Annotated in this window: 16 protein-coding genes and 1 pseudogene; 11 read left to right on the top strand and 6 right to left on the bottom strand. The window is 73.2% G+C overall.

Annotation, left to right across the window (positions count from 1 at the left end):
* Window positions 1–5: 5 nt before the first annotated feature.
* The 3 genes from ACZ6SQ_RS07850 to ACZ6SQ_RS07860 all read right to left on the bottom strand — a co-directional run bounded on the left by ACZ6SQ_RS07850 (window position 6) and on the right by ACZ6SQ_RS07860 (window position 4,409).
* The gene (locus ACZ6SQ_RS07850; protein ID WP_469557756.1) at window positions 6–1,331 is read right to left on the bottom strand and encodes an ABC transporter substrate-binding protein; all 1,326 of its coding nucleotides are present in this window, start codon (window positions 1,329–1,331) and stop codon (window positions 6–8) included.
* A 48-nt stretch (window positions 1,332–1,379) separates the two neighbouring features.
* Complete coding sequence (locus ACZ6SQ_RS07855) at window positions 1,380–3,002, bottom strand: glycoside hydrolase family 13 protein (RefSeq protein ID WP_469557757.1); 1,623 nt, start codon at window positions 3,000–3,002, stop codon at window positions 1,380–1,382.
* A gap of 138 nt (window positions 3,003–3,140) precedes the next feature.
* Window positions 3,141–4,409: an ABC transporter substrate-binding protein gene (locus tag ACZ6SQ_RS07860; protein WP_469557759.1), complete on the bottom strand. Its 1,269-nt coding sequence runs from the start codon at window positions 4,407–4,409 to the stop codon at window positions 3,141–3,143.
* Between the two features lie 121 nt (window positions 4,410–4,530).
* On the opposite strand from ACZ6SQ_RS07860, the gene ACZ6SQ_RS07865 reads away from it, so the two are divergent.
* From ACZ6SQ_RS07865 to ACZ6SQ_RS07890, 6 genes and pseudogenes are all read left to right on the top strand, one after another.
* Window positions 4,531–5,046 carry a PadR family transcriptional regulator gene (locus ACZ6SQ_RS07865; protein ID WP_469557760.1) on the top strand — a complete coding sequence of 172 codons (516 nt, stop codon included), beginning with the start codon at window positions 4,531–4,533 and terminating at the stop codon, window positions 5,044–5,046.
* Window positions 5,047–5,147: 101 nt separating this feature from the next.
* Window positions 5,148–5,801, top strand: a pseudogene (locus ACZ6SQ_RS07870) (ABC transporter ATP-binding protein); the annotation flags it as partial.
* Window position 5,802: 1 nt separating this feature from the next.
* Complete coding sequence (locus ACZ6SQ_RS07875; RefSeq protein WP_469557762.1) at window positions 5,803–8,214, top strand: FtsX-like permease family protein; 2,412 nt, start codon at window positions 5,803–5,805, stop codon at window positions 8,212–8,214.
* Window positions 8,215–8,280: 66 nt separating this feature from the next.
* Entirely contained in the window at window positions 8,281–9,423 is a 1,143-nt protein-coding gene (locus ACZ6SQ_RS07880; RefSeq protein WP_469557763.1) for an NADAR family protein, read from the top strand.
* Window positions 9,424–9,483: 60 nt separating this feature from the next.
* Window positions 9,484–9,816 (top strand): antibiotic biosynthesis monooxygenase family protein, encoded by a 333-nt coding sequence (locus ACZ6SQ_RS07885; protein WP_469557765.1) that lies wholly within the window; start codon window positions 9,484–9,486, stop codon window positions 9,814–9,816.
* Between the two features lie 112 nt (window positions 9,817–9,928).
* The gene (locus tag ACZ6SQ_RS07890; protein ID WP_469557767.1) at window positions 9,929–10,693 is read left to right on the top strand and encodes a VC0807 family protein; all 765 of its coding nucleotides are present in this window, start codon (window positions 9,929–9,931) and stop codon (window positions 10,691–10,693) included.
* Window positions 10,694–10,758: 65 nt separating this feature from the next.
* Here ACZ6SQ_RS07890 and ACZ6SQ_RS07895 read toward each other — a convergent pair whose 3' ends face one another.
* A complete protein-coding gene (locus ACZ6SQ_RS07895; RefSeq protein WP_386383770.1) occupies window positions 10,759–11,727 on the bottom strand; it encodes an esterase/lipase family protein in 969 nt (322 codons plus the stop codon).
* A 284-nt stretch (window positions 11,728–12,011) separates the two neighbouring features.
* Between ACZ6SQ_RS07895 and ACZ6SQ_RS07900 the strand changes: the two genes are divergently transcribed.
* Window positions 12,012–13,706 (top strand): PucR-like N-terminal domain-containing protein, encoded by a 1,695-nt coding sequence (locus ACZ6SQ_RS07900; RefSeq protein ID WP_469557769.1) that lies wholly within the window; start codon window positions 12,012–12,014, stop codon window positions 13,704–13,706.
* A 28-nt stretch (window positions 13,707–13,734) separates the two neighbouring features.
* On the opposite strand, the gene ACZ6SQ_RS07905 is transcribed toward ACZ6SQ_RS07900, so the two are convergent.
* The gene (locus tag ACZ6SQ_RS07905; protein WP_469557771.1) at window positions 13,735–14,448 is read right to left on the bottom strand and encodes a TetR/AcrR family transcriptional regulator; all 714 of its coding nucleotides are present in this window, start codon (window positions 14,446–14,448) and stop codon (window positions 13,735–13,737) included.
* A 161-nt stretch (window positions 14,449–14,609) separates the two neighbouring features.
* Here ACZ6SQ_RS07905 and ACZ6SQ_RS07910 point away from each other — a divergent pair, with 161 nt between their 5' ends.
* From ACZ6SQ_RS07910 to ACZ6SQ_RS07920, 3 genes are all read left to right on the top strand, one after another.
* A complete protein-coding gene (locus ACZ6SQ_RS07910; RefSeq protein WP_469557772.1) occupies window positions 14,610–16,100 on the top strand; it encodes an APC family permease in 1,491 nt (496 codons plus the stop codon).
* A gap of 22 nt (window positions 16,101–16,122) precedes the next feature.
* Window positions 16,123–17,784, top strand: a complete 1,662-nt coding sequence (locus ACZ6SQ_RS07915; RefSeq protein ID WP_469557775.1) for an amidohydrolase — start codon at window positions 16,123–16,125, stop codon at window positions 17,782–17,784.
* A 69-nt stretch (window positions 17,785–17,853) separates the two neighbouring features.
* Window positions 17,854–18,648 (top strand): class I SAM-dependent methyltransferase, encoded by a 795-nt coding sequence (locus ACZ6SQ_RS07920; protein WP_469557776.1) that lies wholly within the window; start codon window positions 17,854–17,856, stop codon window positions 18,646–18,648.
* Window positions 18,649–19,190: 542 nt separating this feature from the next.
* Here the strand turns inward: ACZ6SQ_RS07920 and ACZ6SQ_RS07925 are convergent.
* Window positions 19,191–19,847: a M15 family metallopeptidase gene (locus ACZ6SQ_RS07925; protein WP_469557778.1), complete on the bottom strand. Its 657-nt coding sequence runs from the start codon at window positions 19,845–19,847 to the stop codon at window positions 19,191–19,193.
* A gap of 99 nt (window positions 19,848–19,946) precedes the next feature.
* Here ACZ6SQ_RS07925 and ACZ6SQ_RS07930 point away from each other — a divergent pair.
* Window positions 19,947–20,740, top strand: a 794-nt coding sequence (locus ACZ6SQ_RS07930; protein WP_469557779.1) for a hypothetical protein, incomplete at its 3' end; no start/stop codon positions are given.

Consider the following 20,740-nt stretch of genomic DNA (forward strand, 5'->3'; position numbering starts at 1 on the left):
ACCGGTCAGCCCTTGTAGGCCTTGGCCGCGGCGGACTCCAGCTGGGCGGCGGTGTTCGCCGGGTTCGAGGGGTCGCGCAGGAAGTCCTGGAGGATCTTCCACTCACCGGCGCCCTTGGTGCCGCCGAAGGCGGCGGGGGCCTGGTCGGACATGTCGAAGCGGACCGAGTCCCCCGCCGCGACCAGGGACTCGGCGGTGGCGCGGGTGGTGTCGTCGCCGTAGGCGGCGGGGTCGAGCTTCTTGTTCGGGGAGAGGAAGCCGCCCGCCTCGGCCCAGACGGCCGCGGCCTCCGGGGTGGCGAGGTACTCCAGGAAGGCCATGGCGGCGTCGGCGTTCCTGCCGTCCTTGAGGACCACGGCCGCGTCGCCGCCGCTGACCACGGGCGCGGTGCCGGAGCCGACCGGTGGGAAGGGGAAGAAGTCGGCGTCCTCGCCGATGGTCCTGCCGAACTGGTCCTTGGCCACACCGGCGACGAAGTCGCCCTCGTAGACCATGCCGGCCTCGGGTTCGGGGCCGAAGACCTTCTCCACCGAGCCGGGGAAGTCGGTGTTCAGGGCGCCCTTCTGGCCGCCCGCGATCAGCTGCTTGTCCTTGAACAGCTCGCCGAGCGTGGTGAGCGCCTCGACCACGGAGGCGTCGGTCCACTTCAGCTCGTGGGCGGCGAGGGCGTCGTACTTCTCGGGTCCGGCCTGGGAGAGATAGATGTTCTCGAACCAGTCGGTGAGGGTCCAGCCGTCCTGTCCGGCGACGGAGAAGGCGGCGAGCCCGGAGTCGGAGACGGTCCGGCCGGCCTCGAGCATCTCGTCGTACGTCTTCGGGGCCTTGACACCCGCCTGGGCGAGGGCGTCGGGGCTGTACCAGACGGTCGACTTGTGGGCGGCCTTGAAGTAGAGGCCGTAGAGGGCGCCGTCGACGCTGCCGTAGTTCTTCCACACGGGCGCGAAGTTGGCGTCGACGGACTTCTCGGCGGCGGCGGACAGCGGCTTGAGCCAGCCGCTGGCGGCGAACTGCTGGAGCACGCCGACCTGCGGGACCATCACCACGTCGGGGGCGTTGCCGCCCTCGATCTTGCTGCCGACGACGGTGGAGACGTTGTCGCCGGTGGAGACGAACTGCGGCTTGGCGCCGGTCTTCTCCGCGAAGGCGTCGAGCACCTTCTGGAAGTTCTTCTGCTCGCTGCCGGTCCATACACCGGCCACGGTGAGCGTCTTGCCGTTCAGCGCCTTGTCGCCGCCGCCGGCCGAGACGTCGTCACCGCCTCCGCAGGCGGTGGCGCCGAGCGCGAGAACCAGGGCGGTGCAGCCGCTGAGCAGGGTGGTGCGTCGCATCATCGTCGATGTCCCTTCGCGGGGGTGAGGAGTCGAGTGGGAGGTCGTGGGTCAGGGGGTGGGTGAGTCGTCTGTCCACCAGGCCGCCGTCGAGCCGGGGAGCACCCCGGCCGGACAGGGGCCGCTGGACAGCAGGGGGGTGCCGGAGACCGGCGCGGGCACGGGGGTGGTCCCGAAGTTGACGGCGCAGACGAGGTCGTCGCCGCGCACGAAGGCGAGCACGCCGGGCGGGGTGTCCAGCCAGCGAAGGGTCCCTTCGCCCAGCTGGGGCAGCGCGGAGCGCAGTTGCAGTCCGTCGCGGTACAGGTGCCAGAAGGAGCGGGTGTCGACGAGCGCGCGGTCGAAGGCGTACTCGGCGAAGTAATCCGGCTGCGGCAGCCAGGGCTTGGCGCTCTCGGCGCCGGAGGTGAAGCCGAACGGGGAGGCCTGTCCCGACCAGGGCAGCGGCACCCGGCAGCCGTCGCGGATGCGGGCGCGGTCGCCGGTGCGCCGGAAGATCGGGTCGGTGAGCACGTCGTCGGGCAGGTCGACGACCTCGGGCAGGCCCAGTTCCTCGCCCTGGTAGATGTACGCGGCGCCGGGCAGGGCCAGCATCAGCAGGGCGGCGGCGCGGGCGCGGGCGGCGCCGAGTCCGCTGCCGCCGGGGGCGGGTTCGCCGTAGCGGGTGACGGTGCGGACCTGGTCGTGGTTGTTGAGGACCCAGGTGACCGTGGAGCCGGTGCCGGCGATGTCCTGCATGGCCTCGGAGACGACCTTGCGGAAGGCGTCGGCGTCCCAGGCGGCGCCGAGCAGGTCGAAGAAGAAGGCCTGGTGCAGCTCGTCCGGGCGGACGTACTGGGCGTGCTCACGGGCGGTGGGCACCGACACCTCGCCGACCAGCAGGCGTTCGCGGCCGTCGCGGGCGGTGTACTCCTCGCAGACCGAGCGCCAGTGCCGCCAGACCTCGTGCACCTCGGGCTGGTTCCAGGCGAGCGGGTTGACGGAGTCGCGGGTGCGGGCGTCGGCCTCGGGGTCGTCGGAGTCGGGCAGCTCGGGGTGCTTGAAGAGACCGGCCGCCACGTCGATGCGGAAGCCGTCCACGCCCCGGTCGAGCCAGAAGCGCAGGATCCGGTCGAACTCGGCGGGGATCTCGCTGTTGCGCCAGTTCCAGTCGGGCTGCTCGGGCGTGAACATGTGCAGGTACCACTGACCGTCGGCGACCCGGGTCCAGGCCGGTCCGCCGAACATGGCGTGCCAGTTGTTGGGCGGCTCGGCGCCGTCCGGGCCACGGCCGTCGGCGAAGTGGAAGCGGGCGCGGGCCGGGCTGCCGGGTTCGGCGTCCAGCGCCTCGCGGAACCACGGGTGCTCGCTGGAGCAGTGGTTGGGGACGACGTCCAGCAGGACCTTGATCCCGAGCCGGCGCGCGGCCCGCACCAGCAGGTCGAACTCGGCGAGGTCGCCGAAGACCGGGTCGACCTCGCAGTAGTCGGCCACGTCGTAGCCGTGGTCGTGCTGCGGCGACGGGTAGAAGGGGCTCAGCCAGATCCCGTCGACGCCCAGCTTCTTCAGGTACGGCAGCCCCGCCCGGACGCCGGCGAGATCGCCGACGCCGTCGCCCGTGCTGTCCAGGAAGCTGCGGACGTAGACCTGGTAGATCACCGCGTCACGCCACCAGCGGTCGTACTTACTCAACATGTATGCATGTTAAGTAGCCGTTTCCAGGGGGTGTCAATGAACTGGACAGAAGCTACCGATGAGTTGACCGCGAAAATACGGATAAATCAGGGCAGGAAGAGGCGGGATGAGACCCTGGCGTTACTTAACAAGTAACTATCAGCGGGCGATGGCGTCGAGCTCGTGCGCGAGTCGGCGCACGGCGGCCTCGGGCGTCTGGTGTCCGGTCATCGCGTCGTGCACGACCGCCTGCACCGCCAGGCTGACCTGGTCGTAGCGTGGGCTCCTGGGGCGCGGCGCGGCCGCCAGCACGCTCTCGCGGAGCGTCGGCAGATAGGGGAACTCCCTGATCAGATCAGGGTTCTCGTACAGGTCGGCGCGCACCGGGGGCAGCGCGCCCCGGGTCAGGACCTGACGCTGGACGGGCTCGCTGGTGAGGTAGGCGATCAGCCGCGCGGCCGTGTCCGGATGCCGCGCGTGCGTGCTGACGGCGAGGTTGGAGCCGCCGAGGACACTGGTGCCCGGCCCCTCGGGGCCCGGCAGGGGGACGGCGCCTATCCGTCCGGCGACCCGTGAGCCCTCGGCGGAGGCGCCGACATAGGCGTAGGGCCAGTTCCGCAGGAACAGCAGCCGGCCGTCCTGGAAGGCCTGTTTGGACTCCTCCTCCTTGTACGTCAGCGCCTCGCGCGGGATCCAGCCCTCACGGACGCCGCGCACCAGGAAGCCGATGCCCTCGCGGGCCGCGGCGGAGTCGACGGTGACGCGCGAGCCCTCGTCGCCGAGGATCGTGCCGCCCGCCGAGTAGACGGCCTCGGCCGCGTTGACCGTCAGGCCCTCGTAGGGCAGGAACTGTCCGGCGTAGCCGCCCAGGCCGTGCCGGGGGGCGACGGTCTCGGCGTAGCGCTCCAGTTCGGCCCAGGTGCGGGGCGGCGGCAGGCCCTCCTCCTCGAGGACGTCCTTGCGGTACAGCAGCAGGCCCGCGTTGGTGACGTACGGGACGGCGTACAGACGGCCGTCGTAGGTCGCGGTGTCGACGACCGGCGGCAGGAAGGTGCCGAGCGGGAAGCGGTCGGGGTCCAGCGGGCGTATCCAGCCCGCGGCGGCGAACTCCGAGGTCCAGTTGACGTCGATGTTGAGGACGTCGAACCGGCTGCGCTCGCCCCCGCGCAGGTCGGTGACCATCTGCGCGTGCGTCTCGTCGGCGGAGTCGGGCAGCTCGACGAGGGTGACCTCCTCGCCGGGATGGGTGGCGTTCCAGCCCTCCAGCAGCGGGCCGAGATAGCCCGTGAGGTCCCCGGCCGTGGCCAGGGTGAGCGGTCCGCGCCCTTCACCGGGGCCCTCCTGGGCACGGGTTCCGAAGGCGACATAGCCGGTCAGGACGACGAGGAGAACGAGGAGGCCCCTACCCGCGGCACGTGTCCACCGCATAGGTTCCTCCCTGTACCCCGGCGCCGGGCACCTTCGCACGGCGTCAAAGGCCATGTATACCTGTTAGGCATGGGCGATACTAGGGCCTGGCACACATCACCAGGACAGGAGGACAGCACGCGTGCGCCTGCCCCTCCTGGCACTCCTCGCCCGCGGTCCGGCCCACGGCTACGAGCTGAAGCAGGACCTTGAGCAACTGCTGGGCTCCGCGTACCCTCAGCCGAACGTCGGCCAGATCTACGTCACCCTCGGCCGCCTGGAGAAACAGGGTCTGATCGAGGGCGAGGACGTCGAGCAGTCCAGCCGGCCCAACAAGAAGGTCTACCACCTCACCGACACCGGGCGCGAGGCGCTGCGCACCTGGTTCGCGGAGCCCGAGGACGAGCCACGGGTCCGGGACGAGTTCTTCATGAAGCTGGCCGTGGCCCCGCGCACCGGCCTCGCCGACCAGATCGCCCTGATCAACGGACAGCGGCGCCAGTACCTGAACACCATGCGGCAGCTGTCCAAGCTGGCCGCCTCCGAAGACCGCGACAACCGCATCTCGCATCTGCTGATAGAGGGCGCGATGCTGCACCTCCAGGCCGACCTCGACTGGCTGGAGCGGTGCCAGGAAGAGCTGGAGGAGCTGGAGTGACCGAGGGCACCGCTCCCGTGACACCGGCACTGCGCGCCGAGGGACTGACCAAGACCCACCACGGCGAGGGAGCGCCCGCGCACGCCGTGCGCGGTGTGGATCTCTCGGTGCGGCCGGGCGAGTTCGTGGCGATCACCGGACCGTCCGGCGCCGGCAAGTCCACGCTGCTGCATCTGCTGGGCGGGCTCCAGCGGCCGGACGCGGGCAGTGTGTGGCTGGACGGCGTGCGCGCGGACGACTGGAGCGAGTCCCGCTGGGCGGTGGAACGGCGCCGGCGGATCGGGATCGTCTTCCAGTTCTTCAACCTGGTGTCGAACTTGTCCGTCGCCGACAACGTGGAGCTGCCCGCGCTGCTCGCCGGGATACCGCCGAAGCGGGCCCGTGCCGAGCGGGAGGAGCTGCTCGCCGAGCTGGGCCTCGCGGGCAAGGAGCGCCGGATACCGGGCGAGCTGTCCGGTGGCGAGCAGCAGCGCGTCGCGCTCGCCCGCGCCCTGGTCAACCAGCCGCCGCTGCTCCTCGCCGACGAACCCGCCGGCAGCCTCGACAGCAAGGGCACCCGCGAGGTGATGCGGCTGCTGTCCCGTTTCCACCAGCGCGGCCAGACGATCCTCCTGGTCACCCATGACGCCCGCCTCGCGAGTGCCGCGGACCGGGTGATCAGCTTCTTCGACGGACGGATAGCCGACGACGCGGAACTCGACGCGGCTCCCCCTCGCCGGGCCGGGACGTCCGGGGTGCTGGAGCTCAGGGACTGAGATGCGGGCCACTCTGCGCTGGGCGCACTCCGATCTGCGGACGCATCGCGGCGAGGCGCTGTTCCTCGTCCTCGCGACCGCGGGCATCGTCGTGTCGCTGCTGCTCGCGGCCGCCCTGTTCGGGTATGCCACCAACCCCTGGCAGCGGGTGTTCACGCAGGCCAACGGGGCGCACGTGTGGCTGCACACCGATTCCTCCGCGGACGCCGGGAAGCTGTCCGCGCTCGACGGTGTCGACTCCGTGGCCGGGCCCTACCCGGCGGCCTCCGTCACGGTGGCCACGCGCGGGGCGCGCGCCTCGGTGGAACTGCGCGGTACGGCTGCCCGGCCCGGGATCGGCCGTCCGCTGCTGACCTCGGGAAGCTGGCTGGATCCGGCGACACCCGACGGTGTCGTGCTGGAGACCCGGCTCGCCCGCGCGCTGCTGGCCGAGCCGGGCGACACGCTCAGCCTGCCGGGTGAGTCGCAGCGCCTCACGGTGGTCGGTGTCGCCGACAGCGCCGAGCCGCGCTACCGGACGGGCGAGCGGCGCGGCCTGGTCTGGGCGCTGCCCTCCGCTCTGCCGGCCCCCGACGGGCAGGTGATCGGCCTGCGGCTGAAGGACCCCTCGGACACGGGATACGCCGTCCAGCGGGCCGTGACCGTGCTGGGCGCCGGCGCCATCGGCGAGGTCGCCACCTGGCAGCAGGCGCGGGCCGAGGCCCAGAACGACAACCGGCTGCTCGGCCAGGTGCTCGGCCTGTTCGGGCTCGGCGCCCTGCTGGCCGCCGGGTTCGCCGTGCACGGCGCCATCGGCACCCGGATCAGAGGGCATCTGCGGGACATCTCCGTCCTGAAGGCGATCGGCTTCACGCCCGCCCAGGTCGTGCGCCTCTTCCTGCTCCAGCACCTCGCCTACGCCCTGCTCGGTGCGGTGGCCGCCGCCGCGCTCACCGAGGCCCTCGGCAGTCTGGTCCCGGGCCGCCTCGGGGACGCCGTCGGGGTGTGGCAGGGTCTGCCGGGGCAGACCGTGACGCTGTTCGCGGTGCCGGTGGCGGCGGTGCTGTTCATCGGCGCGACGACGGGGCTGGCCGCGTGGCGGGCGGGCCGGGTACCGCCGGTGCCGGTGCCCCGGCCCGCGGCGCCCCGGGGCGGTCGGCTGTCGGGAGCGGCCCGCTGGGCCCTCGGCGCCGGGGGCGGCCGAAACGCGCAGGCCGGGACCGCCGCGTCCGGTCCGGCAGGGGCCGGAGCGTCCGGTCCGGCAGGGGCCGGGGCCGCCGCGGCCTGGCTGCGCGCCGCCCGCTCCCCGCTGACCCGGCTGCGCGTCTCCCCCGCCCTGGTCCTCGGCTGCCACCGGGCCTTCGCCCGTCACCCCCGCTCCCTCGCCGCGATCGGCCGGCTGGCACTGCCGCTGCTGCTGATCGTCGTGGCGATGAGCGCCTGGACCACGATGGACCGCTTCCACAGCAGGCCGGACCAGATCGGCCTGCCCGCGGCGCTCACCGTCCACCCCGACGCGTCCCTCGGCGCCGGGCGCACCGAGGCGCTGCTCGACCGGGACCCCCAGGTCTCCGCCGCGTACCCGGGCGTAGAGGTGGCCGCGCTGGTCCCCGGGCAGACCGAGACCATCGCCCTGCGCGGCCTCGGCACCCGCCAGGACCCCTACCCGTACGCCCTGGCCGAGGGCCGCCCGGCGCGCGGGCCCGACGAGGCCGTGGCCGGTCAGGGGCTGCTCGACCTGCTCGACGTACGGGTCGGCGACTGGGTGCGGATGACGGTCGGCGACCAGCCGCAGATCCTGCACATCGTCGGCCGCTCCATCGAGCCGGACAACGCCGGCCGGGTCATCTCGACCACGCTGGACACCCTGCGCGAGAACGATCCCGGTCTGAGTCCGGCCCTCTACCAGGTCCGTCTCGCCCCGGGCGCCGACCCGCACACGGTGGCCGGCCGGCTGGCCGGAGCGGGGGCCGGTCATCTGGACGTGCACGCGGTGGTGAACCCGGCGGACGGGCTCTCCCCGCTGCGCGGGGTCGTCCTCGGGCTGATCGCCGTCCTCGCCCTGATCGGCCTGGTGGAGCTGCTGACCGCGATCGGCGGGACGGTCCGCGAGTCCGAGCGCGATCTGCTCGCGCTGAAGGCCATCGGGCTGTCGCCCCGGCAGATCACCGCGATCACGGTCACCGCGACCGGCGGTACGGCCCTGGCGGCCGTGCTCCTCGCCACGGCCCTCGGGCTGCCGCTGGCCCACTGGCTGATCGACGCCCAGGGCCGGTCCAGCGGCATCGGCGCCGGTATCGCCCAGGGGCCCTCGCCCGTGCTGTTGCTGCTCCTGTGCGCGAGCGCGGTGCTGGGCGCGACCGCCCTCGCGGCCCTCCCGGCCTCCCGGTCGGCCCGCCGCCGCCTCGCGGACACGCTGAGCGCGGTGGCCTGAGCGGGGCGGCACGGGCCGCGGCGGTAATCGGTGGAGCGGGCGTCGGCACTGGGCCAGAATGCCGGGATGCTCGGCAAGAAGATCATCCACCGCATGGCGGACGGCAGGCGCGTACGCGGCACCTGGCGGCACGTCTTCATCCGCAACCTCGACTATCACCTGACCGACCTGTTCATCTACGCGGACGGACTCGTCGACTGCTGGGGCCTGGTCACCCTGGAGGAGTTCGAGCGCAAGCTGCACAGCGGCCGGGTCGCCACCGAACTCCCGGAAGGGGGCGACGCGTCCGGCTTCGAACTGGGGGCCGCCTGGCGGTTCGCCGAGCCGCGGACCTGGTACACCCCCGAACTGCTGCTGGCCGAGGTGCGCGACACCGTCGACGAGCTCAACGGGCGGCCGACGTCCACGGACCGGTGCCTGACGGCGGTCGACGCGTTCCTGGCGGACCGCACCGAGGAGCGGCGCGCCGCGCTCCGCGAGGCGTATCTGGCGATACCCGCGACCCAACGGCGTTACGCGCTCGGGGACATGGACCACAAGGACGGTCCGCTGAAGGTGCTCGCGGCCGGGCCGGGCGGACAGCTGCCGGACGGGCCGCCGGAGCCGGTGTCCCAGGAGGGGTACGACCACGCGATCGCCTACTTCGAGGAGCGCGCCACGTGGATCGCCGAGCGCCCTCTGCGGGTGCCGGCGGACGGGCCCGCCTCGCCGCTCTCCCCCGCGATCCACCTCGCGCAGAGCTATCCGCTCACGCCTTCGGCGGATCCGGGCAGGAAGGGGCTGCGCAACGACTATCCGGCGCCCGTGACGGTCGAGCGCACGGTCTATCCGACGGTGACGCACGCCTACTGGGCCCTCGCCACCGACGACGTGACCGCCCGGGCCGCGATCGCCGAGGCCCCGAACTCCTTCGCAGCCCGCGAACTGTCCGCCGCGGCGGGCCGCCGGCCGGGCTGGGAGCACGCGCGCACGGCGGTGATGGCCCGGCTGCTGCGGGCCAAGTACGCCCAGCACCCGCCGTTGGCCCAGGTCCTGCTGGACACCGCCGACGCCACGCTGGTCTACGACCACATGGACTCCGACTTCTGGGGCGACAACGGCGGCTCCGGCCGCAACTGGATCGGCCGACTGCTCGAACTGGTCCGCTCGGAGATCAGGGCCGAGAGCCTGGGAGTCCTGGATCAGGACCCGGTGTCCGGGACCGGGTGACCCGCGTGCGCCGCGCGGGGCGCCGGGCCGGGGCGGGCGGGGGTGCGGCAGGATGAGGGCATGAGCGTAGTCAAGATCAACGTACTGACCGTGCCCACCGAGCAGCGCGAGGTGCTGGAGAAGCGCTTCGCGTCCCGCGCCCACGCGGTGGAGAACTCCGACGGCTTCGAGTGGTTCGAGCTGCTGCGGCCGGTGGAGGGCACCGACAGCTACCTCGTCTACACGCGCTGGCGCGACGAGGCGTCCTTCCAGGCCTGGATGGAGGGCCCGATGAAGGCGGCCCACCAGGGCGGCGGCGGCCCGGAGGGCGGGGAGCGGCCGAAGCCGGCGGCCTCCGGGTCCACCCTGTGGTCGTTCGAGGTGGTGCAGCAGGCGGCGCCGAAGGGCGAATGAGGAACCAGGACCTCCGCCATTCTTGGTGATCATTTGGTGTGGCCGTGGTGTCCGGGCACAACCGGTCGGCGTACGTTTGCGCACTGCAACGGACGCCGAACCAGGGGGAATCGTGTCTCAGCAGGACACCACGGCCGCACACGCCGAGGAAGACACCGGACCGGCCGCGGGCGGTGAGGCCGGCGCGGGTGCCGGCGAACGCCCGGCCGCACCCGAGCGGTCCAAAGGCGCCGCTCTGAGGGGCTGGCTGCTGACCATCGGGCTCAATGTCGTCGCGCCGGTCCTGACCTACAACGCGCTGCGCGACCAGGGCTGGAGCGAGTTCGGCGCGCTGCTGGCGAGCAGCGCGTGGCCGGTGGTGGACAGTGTCGTGCACATCGCGTGGCGGCGGCGCCTGGACGAGTTCGCCGTGGTGACGCTGGTGTTCCTCGTCATCACCGCCGTCGTGTCGCTGGTCGGGGCGCACTCCGCCCGTGCCCTGCTGATCAAGGACTCCGGTGTCACGGGGCTGTTCGGGCTGCTGTGCCTGGCGACGCTGCTGGCGCCGCGGCCGCTGATGTTCTACTTCGGCCGCAAGTTCGCCACCGACGGCACCGCCGGGAGCACGGCGTGGTGGAACGGGCTGTGGCAGTACTCCGACTTCCGCCGGACCATGATCACGATGACGGCGGTCTGGGGTGTCGCCTACTGCGTCGAGGCCGCCGTCCGCGTCGGGCTGGTCCTCGTGCTGAGCACCGACACCATGGTGGTGCTCAGCCCGGTCCTGATCTACGTCGTCCTGGGCGCGCTGGGCGCCTGGACCGCGATGTACGGCAAGCGGGCGCGCCGCCGGGGTGAGGAGCGGGCCGCCGCGGCGGCCGCGGCTGCCGCGGTCTGAGGGTCCGTCGTACGCGGCACGGGTGGGGTGCGCCGGTGCGCGCCCCACCCGCCTTGCGTCGAGGGTCAGTTCACGGGGAGGACCGGACCGGTCAGCGGCAGCACCACCTGGCAGGGAACGGTGCGCCGGTGCTGCGGGTCCAGGGCGTTGAGGACGTGGGTGAGGACGACCGGGTCGTAGGGCGCCTGGAGGTGGTCGGTGGCGTCGAGCCAGCAGGTCTGCTGGACATGGATGTTGTCGACGGTCGCGCCCGGGCCCGCGGTCAGGTAGCCGTTGGTGTAGGGGCTGACGATCTCGTCGTACTGCGTGACGACGACGGTGTAGTCGACGCCCGGGACGGTGTCGCCGCCGGCGTCCAGGGCGCGGTTGAAGTCGGAGCCGATCTGCTGCTCCACCAGCGCCGGATAGTCCTTCTGCAGCATCCCGTTGACGGGTTCCAGCAGGTGCAGGGTGCGGCCGAGTTCGGTGATCCCGCTCAGGGTGGTGCCGTGGTTGGAGGGCGTGATGCCGACGAGCTGGTCGACCTTGGCCGCGGCACCGGGGAAGTGCTTCAGGTAGTAGCGCGGCACGGGTCCGCCGCCCTGGGAGTGGCCGACGAGGTCGACCTCGGCGGCTCCGGTCGCGGCGCGCACCCGGTCGACGAAGGCGGCGAGCACGGCCGCGCCGTCCACCATCGAACCGACGCCCTGGAGGGGCGCGTCGGCGTCGGCGCCGCCGTAGCTGAAGGCGAAGACGCAGTAGCCCTCGTTCGCCAGCAGCGGGGCTGCGCCGCGCCAGATGGCGTTCATGTTCTCCATCGTGCCGTGCACGAGGACCACCGGCTCGGGGTGCGCCGCGGTGGGGCGGCAGTCCCAGTCGTTGGCTCCGGGAGGTGCCTCGGCGGGGTGGAACACGCCCTTCGCGAAACCGGCGGCGAAGCTGTATTCGACGTCCAGGCGGTCGTCCGCGCCATAGCCGGTGCCGCCGCTCAGGGCGAGCAGCGCGGTCGTGGCGGCTCCGGCGAGGAGTGCACGGGTGAAGTTTCTACGGCTCATATCCAGTTCCGTCCCTTGTCCTGGAATAGAGGTGGGGTTGGGCAGCGAAAGTAGGAAGGAACCGGAACACTGGGCAATGGACCGAACACGCTCCGGTGGTCGCCGCTCAGCCAGGTGTCAGCTCCGCCGGAGGCCGGATCGTAAAACGCTCACCCAAGTGCGCGCTTTCGCGTCCGTCGAAGTCTCACGGTCCGGCAAAACACGAGGAGAGGTTGATTAGCAGTGGTAGTTGACCTCTGCCAGATCCCTTGACCGGCCGGTAACTTGTACTCATACTCCGCAGGGTGACGACCACGAAGTCGGCGCCGGGCGGAGCGAGCCGCGGCCCGGGAAGGGAGCCCCGCGGTGGTCCGTGGACTGCCCTTCCACGCCGCCTCGGGGCCGAACTCCAGAAAGAGAACCGTACGGTCGCGGCAGAAATCATCCACGAGATCAGATCCCAGATCCCGGAATTCTCCCGACCGCTTTCGGGGCAATTCGGAGCCTCGATCCAGCAGGGTGTGGAAACGGCGCTGCTCGAATTCGCCGAACGCGTCACCTCCGCGGGCGGACCGCTGGAGGCCGCCCGGGTTCCGGTGTACCGCGCGCTCGGGCGCGGGGAACTGGTCGAGGGCCGCAGCCTCGACGCGCTCCAGGCCGCGTACCGCCTCGGCGCCCGGATCGCCTGGCGGCGCTACGCCCGGGTCGCCCGCCGGCTGGCGCTCGGCACGGAGGCGGTGGCGCTGCTCGCCGAGGCCGTGTTCACGCACATCGACGAGATCGCCGCGGTGTCCGTCCAGGCCTACGCGGAGGCCCAGGCCGACGAGGCGGGTGCCGTGGGGCGCCGGCGGCACCGGCTGCTGCTGCTCCTCACGTCCGGCAGCCCCGACGCCGAGGCCCTGAGGCAGGCGGCGGCCGACGCGGAGTGGCCGCTGCCGGACACGGTGGCGGCGGTGGCGCTGGGGCGCCGGGCGGACCAGGGGCCCTTGCGGCTGATGGACGGGCGGGCCGGGTCGGCGCCCTCGGCTGCGGGCGCGGCGGGGAACCCGGGCACCGGCCCCTTCGCCGGGCCCGACGCGTCGGCGGGCCGCGACCGGGAGGCGAGTCGCGACCGGGAGGCGGGCCATGAGCGGGCGGTGGGCCGGGAGCAGGCAGCGGGCCGTGAGCACGCGGCCGGCCGTGAGCGGGCCGCGCGTGCCGCCGCGGCCGCACGCTCCACCGCGCCGGAGGACCACGGCGCCGCGCGTGCCGTCCCGTCCGCCGCGGCGGACGGAGCCGCCGAGTTCAACTGGTCCGGCGTCTCGATGGGTTCCGTCGAACCGGCCGAGACGGCGGCGGCCGCCGCCTCGGTCCTGTCGGCCGTGTTCGCCGGGGAGGGCGCGTTCCCCGGGGAGTCCGGAGCCGCCGGGCAGCCGTCCGCGACCAGGGCCGCCCAGGCCGGGGCCGCGCTCTCCGCCCTGCGCCGCCACCGGCTGCCGGGTTCCGTGCTGGCCGACCTGGAGAGCCCCCAGCCCTGCCTCGTCGTCCCGACCCCGCATCTGCTGCTCGCCGACCCACGGCTGCTGCAACTGCTGCGCGAGACGGGCGCGGTGGTGGGACCGGCCGTACCGCCCGCGCAGACCGCCGACTCGCTGCGCTGGGCCCGGAGTCTGCGGGACGCGGGGGCCGCCGCCGCTCCGGACGCCCCGGCGGTGACCGATCCGTCCCTCGCCCGGCTGCTGCTGCTCGCGGACCCGGCGCTCGTACGGCTGATGGCGCACCGGCATCTCGCGCCCCTGGCGTCCCTCACGCCCAAGCAGCGCGACCGTCTCGCCAGCACCCTGCTGGCCTGTCTCCAGACGCCCCACAGCACGGCGCCGGAGATCGCGGCCCGCCTCGGCATCCACCCCCAGACGGCACGGCAGCGCCTGCACCAGGTGCAGGCGCTGTTCCGGGACGCCCTCTCCGACCCCGACGCCCGCTTCGAGATCGAGGCGGCACTGCGGGCGACCCTGACCTGAGCGGGCGGCCGGAGGGCGCGCCGCCGGGTCACCTCCCCCGGCGCTGAGCGCCGCCGCCCGGCGCCCGGGCCGCGAGCGCCTCGAGCAGCAGGTCCACCGCGTCCTCGAAGGAACTGTCCGCCATCGCGGGCAGTTCTTCTCGTACGGCCGTCAGGGCCGGGTGGGTGGCCGGGTCCAGGTCCTGGTAGACCTCCCGCCAGGCCCGTTCGTCGGCGGCGCGCCGCTCCTGGGGCAGCGCGTGGAACGCCGCGTCGGTGGCCGCGTGACTCAGCACGGTGTCGATGAACGCCAGGTACATCCGGGTGGCGCGGGCCGGTTCGAAACCCGCCGACAGCAGCAGGCCGATGCCCGCCTCCACCGCGCCGATCTCGTTGGGCCGCCGGGTGACCCGGTGGGCGGCCAGCGCGGCGGCCCTCGGATGGGCGAGGTAGCCGTCCCGCACCCGTACGGCGATCTCCCGCAGCGAGGCCACCCAGTCCTCCCCGGGCACGAACCCCTTCATCGCGTCGCCGATGAGCCGGTCGGAGACGGCGAGCACCAGATCGTCGGTGTCGTGGAAGTAGCGGTACAGGGCGGTCGGGTCGCAGCCCAGGGCCGCGCCGAGGCGGCGCACGCTCAGCGCCTGCGCCCCGTGCGCGCCGATCAGCCGCAGGGCGGTGTCCACGATCAGTTCCTCCGAGAGCAGGACTCCGGAGGCGGTGGGCCGGCGCCTGCGGCGCTCGGGCGGGACACGGCTCGGCATGGCGGGCTCCCTAGGCGCGGGTGCGGTGTCGCCTCGCAGTGAACGTCTCCCGGGCGCCTTACGTCAACAGGATTGACGCAACATGACGGCGGGTTGTTCGATCGCAGTCCCGCGCGGCTCTTCCCCCACATCAGCGCCCCCGTACAGCGAGGAGCCCTTCCATGTCGTCCCCCGTGTCCCCGCCCGTCCTGCGCCGTTCCCTGGGCGTCGTGGACGGTGTCGCCCTCGCCGCGTCCAGCACCGCGGCCACCACCAGCATCGGCATCGGCATGGGCGCGGTCGCGTCCGTGGTGGGCCTCCAGGCCCCGGCGCTGCTCCTGCTGGCGTTCCTCCCGGTGCTCGGTATCGCCGTCGCCTACGCCCGTCTCAACCGCGCCGAGCCCAACTGCGGCAGCGGCTACGTCTGGGTCGGCCGGACCCTCGGCCCGTGGCCGGGCTTCCTCACCGGCTGGGTCGTCCTGGCCGGCTCCATCGTGTTCTGCGCCTACACCAGCGCGGTGATGGGCTCGACCCTGCTGTACCTGGTGAACAACGCGGGCCTGCACACGCTCGCCGGTGTCGCCCTCGACCCCGCGTCCACGGGAATCAGTACGGCGGTGGGCCTGGTGGTGCTGCTCGCCCTGGCCGCGGTCACCGTGACCGGGGTGCGGTCCGCCACCCGGCTCCAGTTCGCGCTGCTCGTCTTCGAGTACGCGGTTCTGCTGGTCTTCTGCGGCTGGGCCCTGGTCACCGGCGACCACGCCTTCTCCTGGTCCTGGTTCGACCCGTTCGCGATCTCCGACGGCACCGCCTTCGCCCAGGGCATGGTGCTCGCGGTGTTCTTCTTCTGGGGCTGGGACGCGGTCTTCAGCGTCACCGAGGAGACCCGTCGCACGGAAGACAGCGCGCGGGGCGGCTTCATCGCCCTGTTCGCCATGCTCGGCCTGTTCCTGTTCTGCTCGGTGGCGTTCCAGCGGGAGATGAGCCTGGCGGAGCTGGTCCGCCACGGCCCGCAGGCCCTCCCCCACCTCGGCGCGAAGCTGGCCGCCGAGCCGTGGGCGACCCTGCCGCTGCTCGCCCTGATGTTCTCCGCCGTGGCCTCCGTGCAGGCCACGCTCATCCCCACCGCGCGCGGCCTGTTCGCCATGGGCCGCGACCGCACCATGGGCAAGGTGTGGACCCGGATCCACCCGCGCTACGGCACTCCCGCCGCGGGCACCGTCATCGTGCTCGGCGTGGCCGCCGCGATCGCCGTACTGGCCGTGGCCCTGCCGAAGCTGAGCGACATGCTGCTGGCCGCCGTCAACGCGATCGGGCTCGTCGTCGCCCTCTACTACGGCCTCACCGCCCTGGCCTGCGCGGTCCGCTTCCGCGCCGCGCTGCGCCAGGGCGCCCGCGAGGCCCTGCCCGCCGTCGTCGTCCCCGCCGCGTCGGGCGCGGTCCTGCTGGGTCTCGGCGGCTATCTCGCGTACTCGTACCTGACCATGAGCGACCATTTCGAACTGAGCCCGGACAACGGCTGGTTCATGTTCTCGCTGCCCACGGCGATCGTCCTGGCCGGCCTGGTCATGGCCGCCGTGGCGAAGTACGTCCGCCGCTCGCCCTACTTCACCACGGGGCAGGGCACCGATCCCGACTCCCTGACCCTCCCGATGGACCGCACCCCCGCCTGAACCACCCACTGGAGCAGCACTGATGACACACCCTCAGGGACCCGCCGACCTCCTCTTCACGGGCGGTACGGTCCACACCGTCGACCCGGCCCGCGCGACGGCCGGCAGCGTGGCCGTGCGCGGCGGGCGGATCGTCGCCGTCGGCCACGACGAGGTCCGCGAGCTGACCGGCCCGGACACCGAGGTCGTCGACCTCGCCGGAAGGCTGCTGCTGCCCGGCTTCCAGGACGCGCACGTCCATCCGCAGGGCGCGGGCCTGGAACTGGGCCTGTGCCACCTCGGCGACACCACCGACACGGCCGAGTACCTGCGCAGGATCAAGGCGTACGCCGACTCCCGCCCCGACGCCCGGTGGATCACCGGGGGCGGCTGGTCACTGGAGGCCTTCCCCGGCGGCTCCCCCACGGCCGCCGCGCTCGACGCGATCGTGCCGGACCGGCCGGTCTTCCTGCCCAACCGCGACCACCACGGCGCCTGGGTCAACAGCCGGGCGCTGGAGCTGGCCGGTCTCGACGCGCGGACCCCCGACCCGGCGGACGGCCGGATCGAGCGGGACACCCAGGGCCGCCCCACCGGGATGCTCCAGGAGGGCGCGGTCGACCTGGTAGGCCGCCTGGTGCCGGACCCGACGCCCGAGGAGCAGCTCGCCGGACTGCTGCGCGCCCAGGCCGTGCTGCACTCGTACGGCGTGACCGCCTGGCAGGACGCGATCGTCGGCGCGTACGCCAACATGACGGACCCCGCACCCTCGTACCACGCGGCCCTGGACCAGGGGCTGCTCACCGCGCGGGTGGTCGCCGCGCTGTGGTGGGACCGGGAGCGGGGCGCCGAGCAGATCGCCGAACTCGTCGCCCGGCGCGAGGAGTTGACCCGGGCGGGGTTCCGCGCGAGCACGGTGAAGATCATGCAGGACGGCATCGCGGAGAACCGCACCGCCGCGATGCTCGACCCGTACCTCACCGGCTGCGGGTGCGCCTCGGACAACAGCGGCATCAGCTTCGTGGAGCCGGGCGAGCTGCGGAAGTACGTCACCGAATTGGACGCGCTGGACTTCCAGGTGCACTTCCACGCGCTGGGCGACCGGGCCGTGCGCGAGGCGCTCGACGCGGTGGAGGCGGCCGCGGCCGCCAACGGGCGGCGCGACAACCGCCATCACCTCGCTCATCTCCAGGTCGTCCACCCCGAGGATCTGCCGCGGTTCCGGGCACTCGGCGCGAGCGCCAACCTCCAGATGCTGTGGGCCGCGCACGAGCCGCAGATGGACGAGCTGACCCTGCCGTTCCTCGGCGCCGAGCGCGGGTCCTGGCAGTACCCGTTCGGCGATCTGCTGCGGGCCGGGGCCACCCTCGCCGCCGGCAGCGACTGGCCGGTCAGCAGCCCGGACCCGTTCCAGGCGCTGCATGTGGCGGTCAACCGCGTCGAGCCCGGCGCGCCCGAGGGCACGCCCGTGTTCCTGCCCGGACAGCGGCTCGACCTGGGCACCGCGATCGCCGCGTACACGGCCGGCTCGGCGTATGTGAACCGTCTCGACGGCCTCACCGGCAGCATCACCGTCGGCAAGGCGGCCGACCTGGTGGTCCTGGACCGAGACCCGTTCGCGGGCCCGGCCGGGGAGATCGCCGCCACGCGCGTGCTGGAGACGTTCGTGGAGGGGCGGCGGGTGTACGCGGCGCACGACGCCTGAGCCCGGGCGTTCTCCGGCCCTTCGGCCGAACGGGGGGCGGCTCCGGTCCGCCGGGTGCACGATGGTGGGGTGGCCGACTACCTGCTGTCCCTCAGTGAACCGGAGATCGCCCGCTACCGGATGATGGCCGAGGCCGCCGAGCGGCGCGAGCGCGAGCTGTGGAGCGCCGCCGGGGCCGTGCCCGGGGCGCGGATCGCCGACGTGGGATGCGGTCCCGGGGCGGTCTCCGTCCGGCTGGCGGCCATGGCGGGTCCCGAGGGCGGCGTCTGGGCGGTCGACCGGGACAGTGACGCTCTCGCGACGGCCGACGCGCTCGCGGGGCGGGCGGGGGTGGCGGTGCACACCGCCGCCGGGGCCGCGGACGCGACCGGGCTGCCCGCGGGGACGTTCGACCTGGTGATGCTCCGGCATGTTCTCGCGCACAACGGCGGCCGGGAGCAGGCCATCGTGGACCACCTGGCCTCGCTCGCCCGGCCGGGCGGGGGCGCGGTGTATCTGGTGGACATCGACGTCCGCAACTTCCGGCTGCGCGGGGCGCCCGAGGTCCTCCTCGAACTGGAGGACCGCTACCGCGAGCTGCATCTGCGGCGGGGCAACGATCTCGCCGTCGGCGCGCGCCTCGACGAGCTGCTCGTCGCGGCGGGGCTGGAGGTGGCGGAGTTCGAGGGCCACATCGAGGTCGTCGCTCCTCCGCCCGGTATGCGTGGGCCGGCCTGGGCGGCACGGGACGCGCTGGTGGCGGAGGGTCTGGCCGGACCGGCCGATCTCGCCCGTTGGGACGAGGCGTTCCACGGCCTGGAGCGTGATGCGGCCGACCTGCGGTTCTTCGCGTGTCACTTCGTGGCGTACGGCCGTCGCGGCTAGGCGCTGCGCTGGGCTGGGCTGGGCGGGTGGGGGTGCGTTGTCGGCGTACCGGCCGGTGGGTGCATTTGCGCAGTTCCCCGCGCCCCTGTGCCTCGCGGCCGTCTCCGGCTGACCGCCCGGGGCGGGCGTTCGCGCAGTTCCCCGCGCCCCTTTTGCGCGTTGCCCTCCGCCACGTCAGAGGTGCCCCGCTTCCCGACCGACCCCAGCCCCAACTACCCAAGGGGCGCGGGGAACTGCGCAAACACACCACCGGCCCGGCAGCCGTGAACACTCAGGGGCGCGGGGAACTGCGCAAACACACCACCAGCCCGGCAGCCGTGAACACTCAGGGGCGCGGGGAACTGCGCAAACACACCACCAGCCTGGCAGCCGTGAACACTCAGGGGCGCGGGGAACTGCGCAAACACACCACCGGCCTGGCAGCCGTGAACGTTCAGGGGCGCGGGGAACTGCGCGATCACGCCCACCGGCGTGGCAGCCGACCCACTGCGCAGGCTCAGGGGCGCGGGGAACTGCGCAGAGGCACTCACCGGCCCGGGGCGTCAGGGGTGGAGTTCCGTGGGGGCGTAGCGGGCGGTTCGTTCGCCCGTGGTGAGGGCCCAGTAGCGGTCGCCGTAGGACCAGTGCCACCACTCGGTGGGGTAGTTGACCAGACCTGCCGAGGTCAGCGCGTCGGTGAGGACACGGCGATTGGCCCGCGCCTCGGGACTGATGTGGGGGTGGTGGGTGTAGCAAGCCCCGCCGCTCTCCTCCGGGTTCGCGTTCATCGCCGTACCCAGGTCGAGTTCACGCCCGGACGCGTCGACGAGGGTGAGGTCGACGGCGGCACCGGCGCTGTGCGGGGCGATCTCCGGCGGGGACACGTACCGGCTCGCGGCGCGGCGGACCCGGTCCGGGGGCCAGCCCGGGTGCGCGGCGCGCAACTCGGCGGCGTACTCCTCGAAGTACCGCCGTTGCAGCGAGGGCGGCCGGTACCCCTCGACGAAGAGCAGACGCAGTCCGTCGGGGAGCTGGGCCTGGGCTTTGACCAGCCGGGCCAGGACGCCCTCCCGCAGGTGCGCGAAGGCCCCCGGGCCGTCCTCCTGGCGGGCGTCCACGACGAGTGAGCCGTCGAGCCGTACGTCGACGAGCGGCTCACCGCAGTCGGCGACGGGAATGGCGGCGATCTCCGGATCTGACATGAGCACGATCTCATCCATGCACGGATCCTCGCCGATCCCCCGCCCCCGCGACCGCCTCGCGCCCGGGGTCGGAACAAAGTCCGATCAACGGAGCGCGCGGCCGGGCAGACTGTGCGGATGAACGACTACCCCCCGGTGCACCGAGAGCCCACGCCCGAACGGTACGGACGGCTTCTGGTGTGCGTCGACGACCTGGGTCCCGCCGAGTGGATCGGCAAGAGCCCCTCGGAGCACTGGAGTCTGGGGAAGGTGGCAGGTGTCGCCGCGCCCGGGTTCGACGCCTGCGCCCGTGTGCTGCATCCGGCCTCCCTCGGCGAACGCCCGGTCCGCTGGGACACGGTGGCCGCCGCCTACGGGCGTGAGCTGGGGCCGCTCACCGACTGGTACGAGGTCATCGGGGCCGGCCGGGACTACCAACAGGCCGCGGAGTACGGCCTGTCGGGCGTGTGGGACGAGCACCCGGCGGAGGGCCCGACGCCGCCCGAGGTCGCCGACGCGCTGATCCCCGTGCTCGCCCGGCACACCGGCACGGCGGAGCGGTGCTGGTTCGGCCTCTGGCACGGCTACGGCCGTTGGGACTTCGACGGCGTGCCCACGTTCGTCACGCCGGGCCGCGACGAGGTGCTGCTCCGCGGCCCCCTGGCCGACGCCCTGTCGCCGGTGTCGGCCGACGAGTTCGCCGAGCTGCCCGACCTGTGGTGGCCGCAGGACCGGGCCTGGTGCGTGGGCGGTGACGTCGACCTGGTCAGCACGTATGTGTGCGGCTCGGCCGCGCTGATCGCCGATGTGCTGGCCACGCCCGGTCTGGAGGCGTACCCGGTCGGGGGGGGGGGGGGGGGGGGGGGGGGGGGGGGGGGGGGGGGGAGGAGGGGGGGGGGGGGGGGTGGGGGGGGGGGGGGGGGCGTGATCTC

This window comes from Streptomyces sp. NPDC048600 (assembly GCF_055587025.1).

Bases quoted from the DNA above. Each gene is read 5' to 3' on its own strand.
- ACZ6SQ_RS07895 (WP_386383770.1), bottom strand. From the start codon at position 11,727: ATGAGCCGTAGAAACTTCACCCGTGCACTCCTCGCCGGAGCCGCCACG.
- ACZ6SQ_RS07905 (WP_469557771.1), bottom strand. From the start codon at position 14,448: ATGCCGAGCCGTGTCCCGCCCGAGCGCCGCAGGCGCCGGCCCACCGCC.
- ACZ6SQ_RS07925 (WP_469557778.1), bottom strand. From the start codon at position 19,847: ATGGATGAGATCGTGCTCATGTCAGATCCGGAGATCGCCGCCATTCCC.
- ACZ6SQ_RS07850 (WP_469557756.1), bottom strand. From the start codon at position 1,331: ATGATGCGACGCACCACCCTGCTCAGCGGCTGCACCGCCCTGGTTCTC.
- ACZ6SQ_RS07915 (WP_469557775.1), top strand. From the start codon at position 16,123: ATGACACACCCTCAGGGACCCGCCGACCTCCTCTTCACGGGCGGTACG.
- ACZ6SQ_RS07910 (WP_469557772.1), top strand. From the start codon at position 14,610: ATGTCGTCCCCCGTGTCCCCGCCCGTCCTGCGCCGTTCCCTGGGCGTC.
- ACZ6SQ_RS07855 (WP_469557757.1), bottom strand. From the start codon at position 3,002: ATGTTGAGTAAGTACGACCGCTGGTGGCGTGACGCGGTGATCTACCAG.
- ACZ6SQ_RS07880 (WP_469557763.1), top strand. From the start codon at position 8,281: ATGCTCGGCAAGAAGATCATCCACCGCATGGCGGACGGCAGGCGCGTA.
- ACZ6SQ_RS07860 (WP_469557759.1), bottom strand. From the start codon at position 4,409: ATGCGGTGGACACGTGCCGCGGGTAGGGGCCTCCTCGTTCTCCTCGTC.
- ACZ6SQ_RS07885 (WP_469557765.1), top strand. From the start codon at position 9,484: ATGAGCGTAGTCAAGATCAACGTACTGACCGTGCCCACCGAGCAGCGC.
- ACZ6SQ_RS07875 (WP_469557762.1), top strand. From the start codon at position 5,803: ATGCGGGCCACTCTGCGCTGGGCGCACTCCGATCTGCGGACGCATCGC.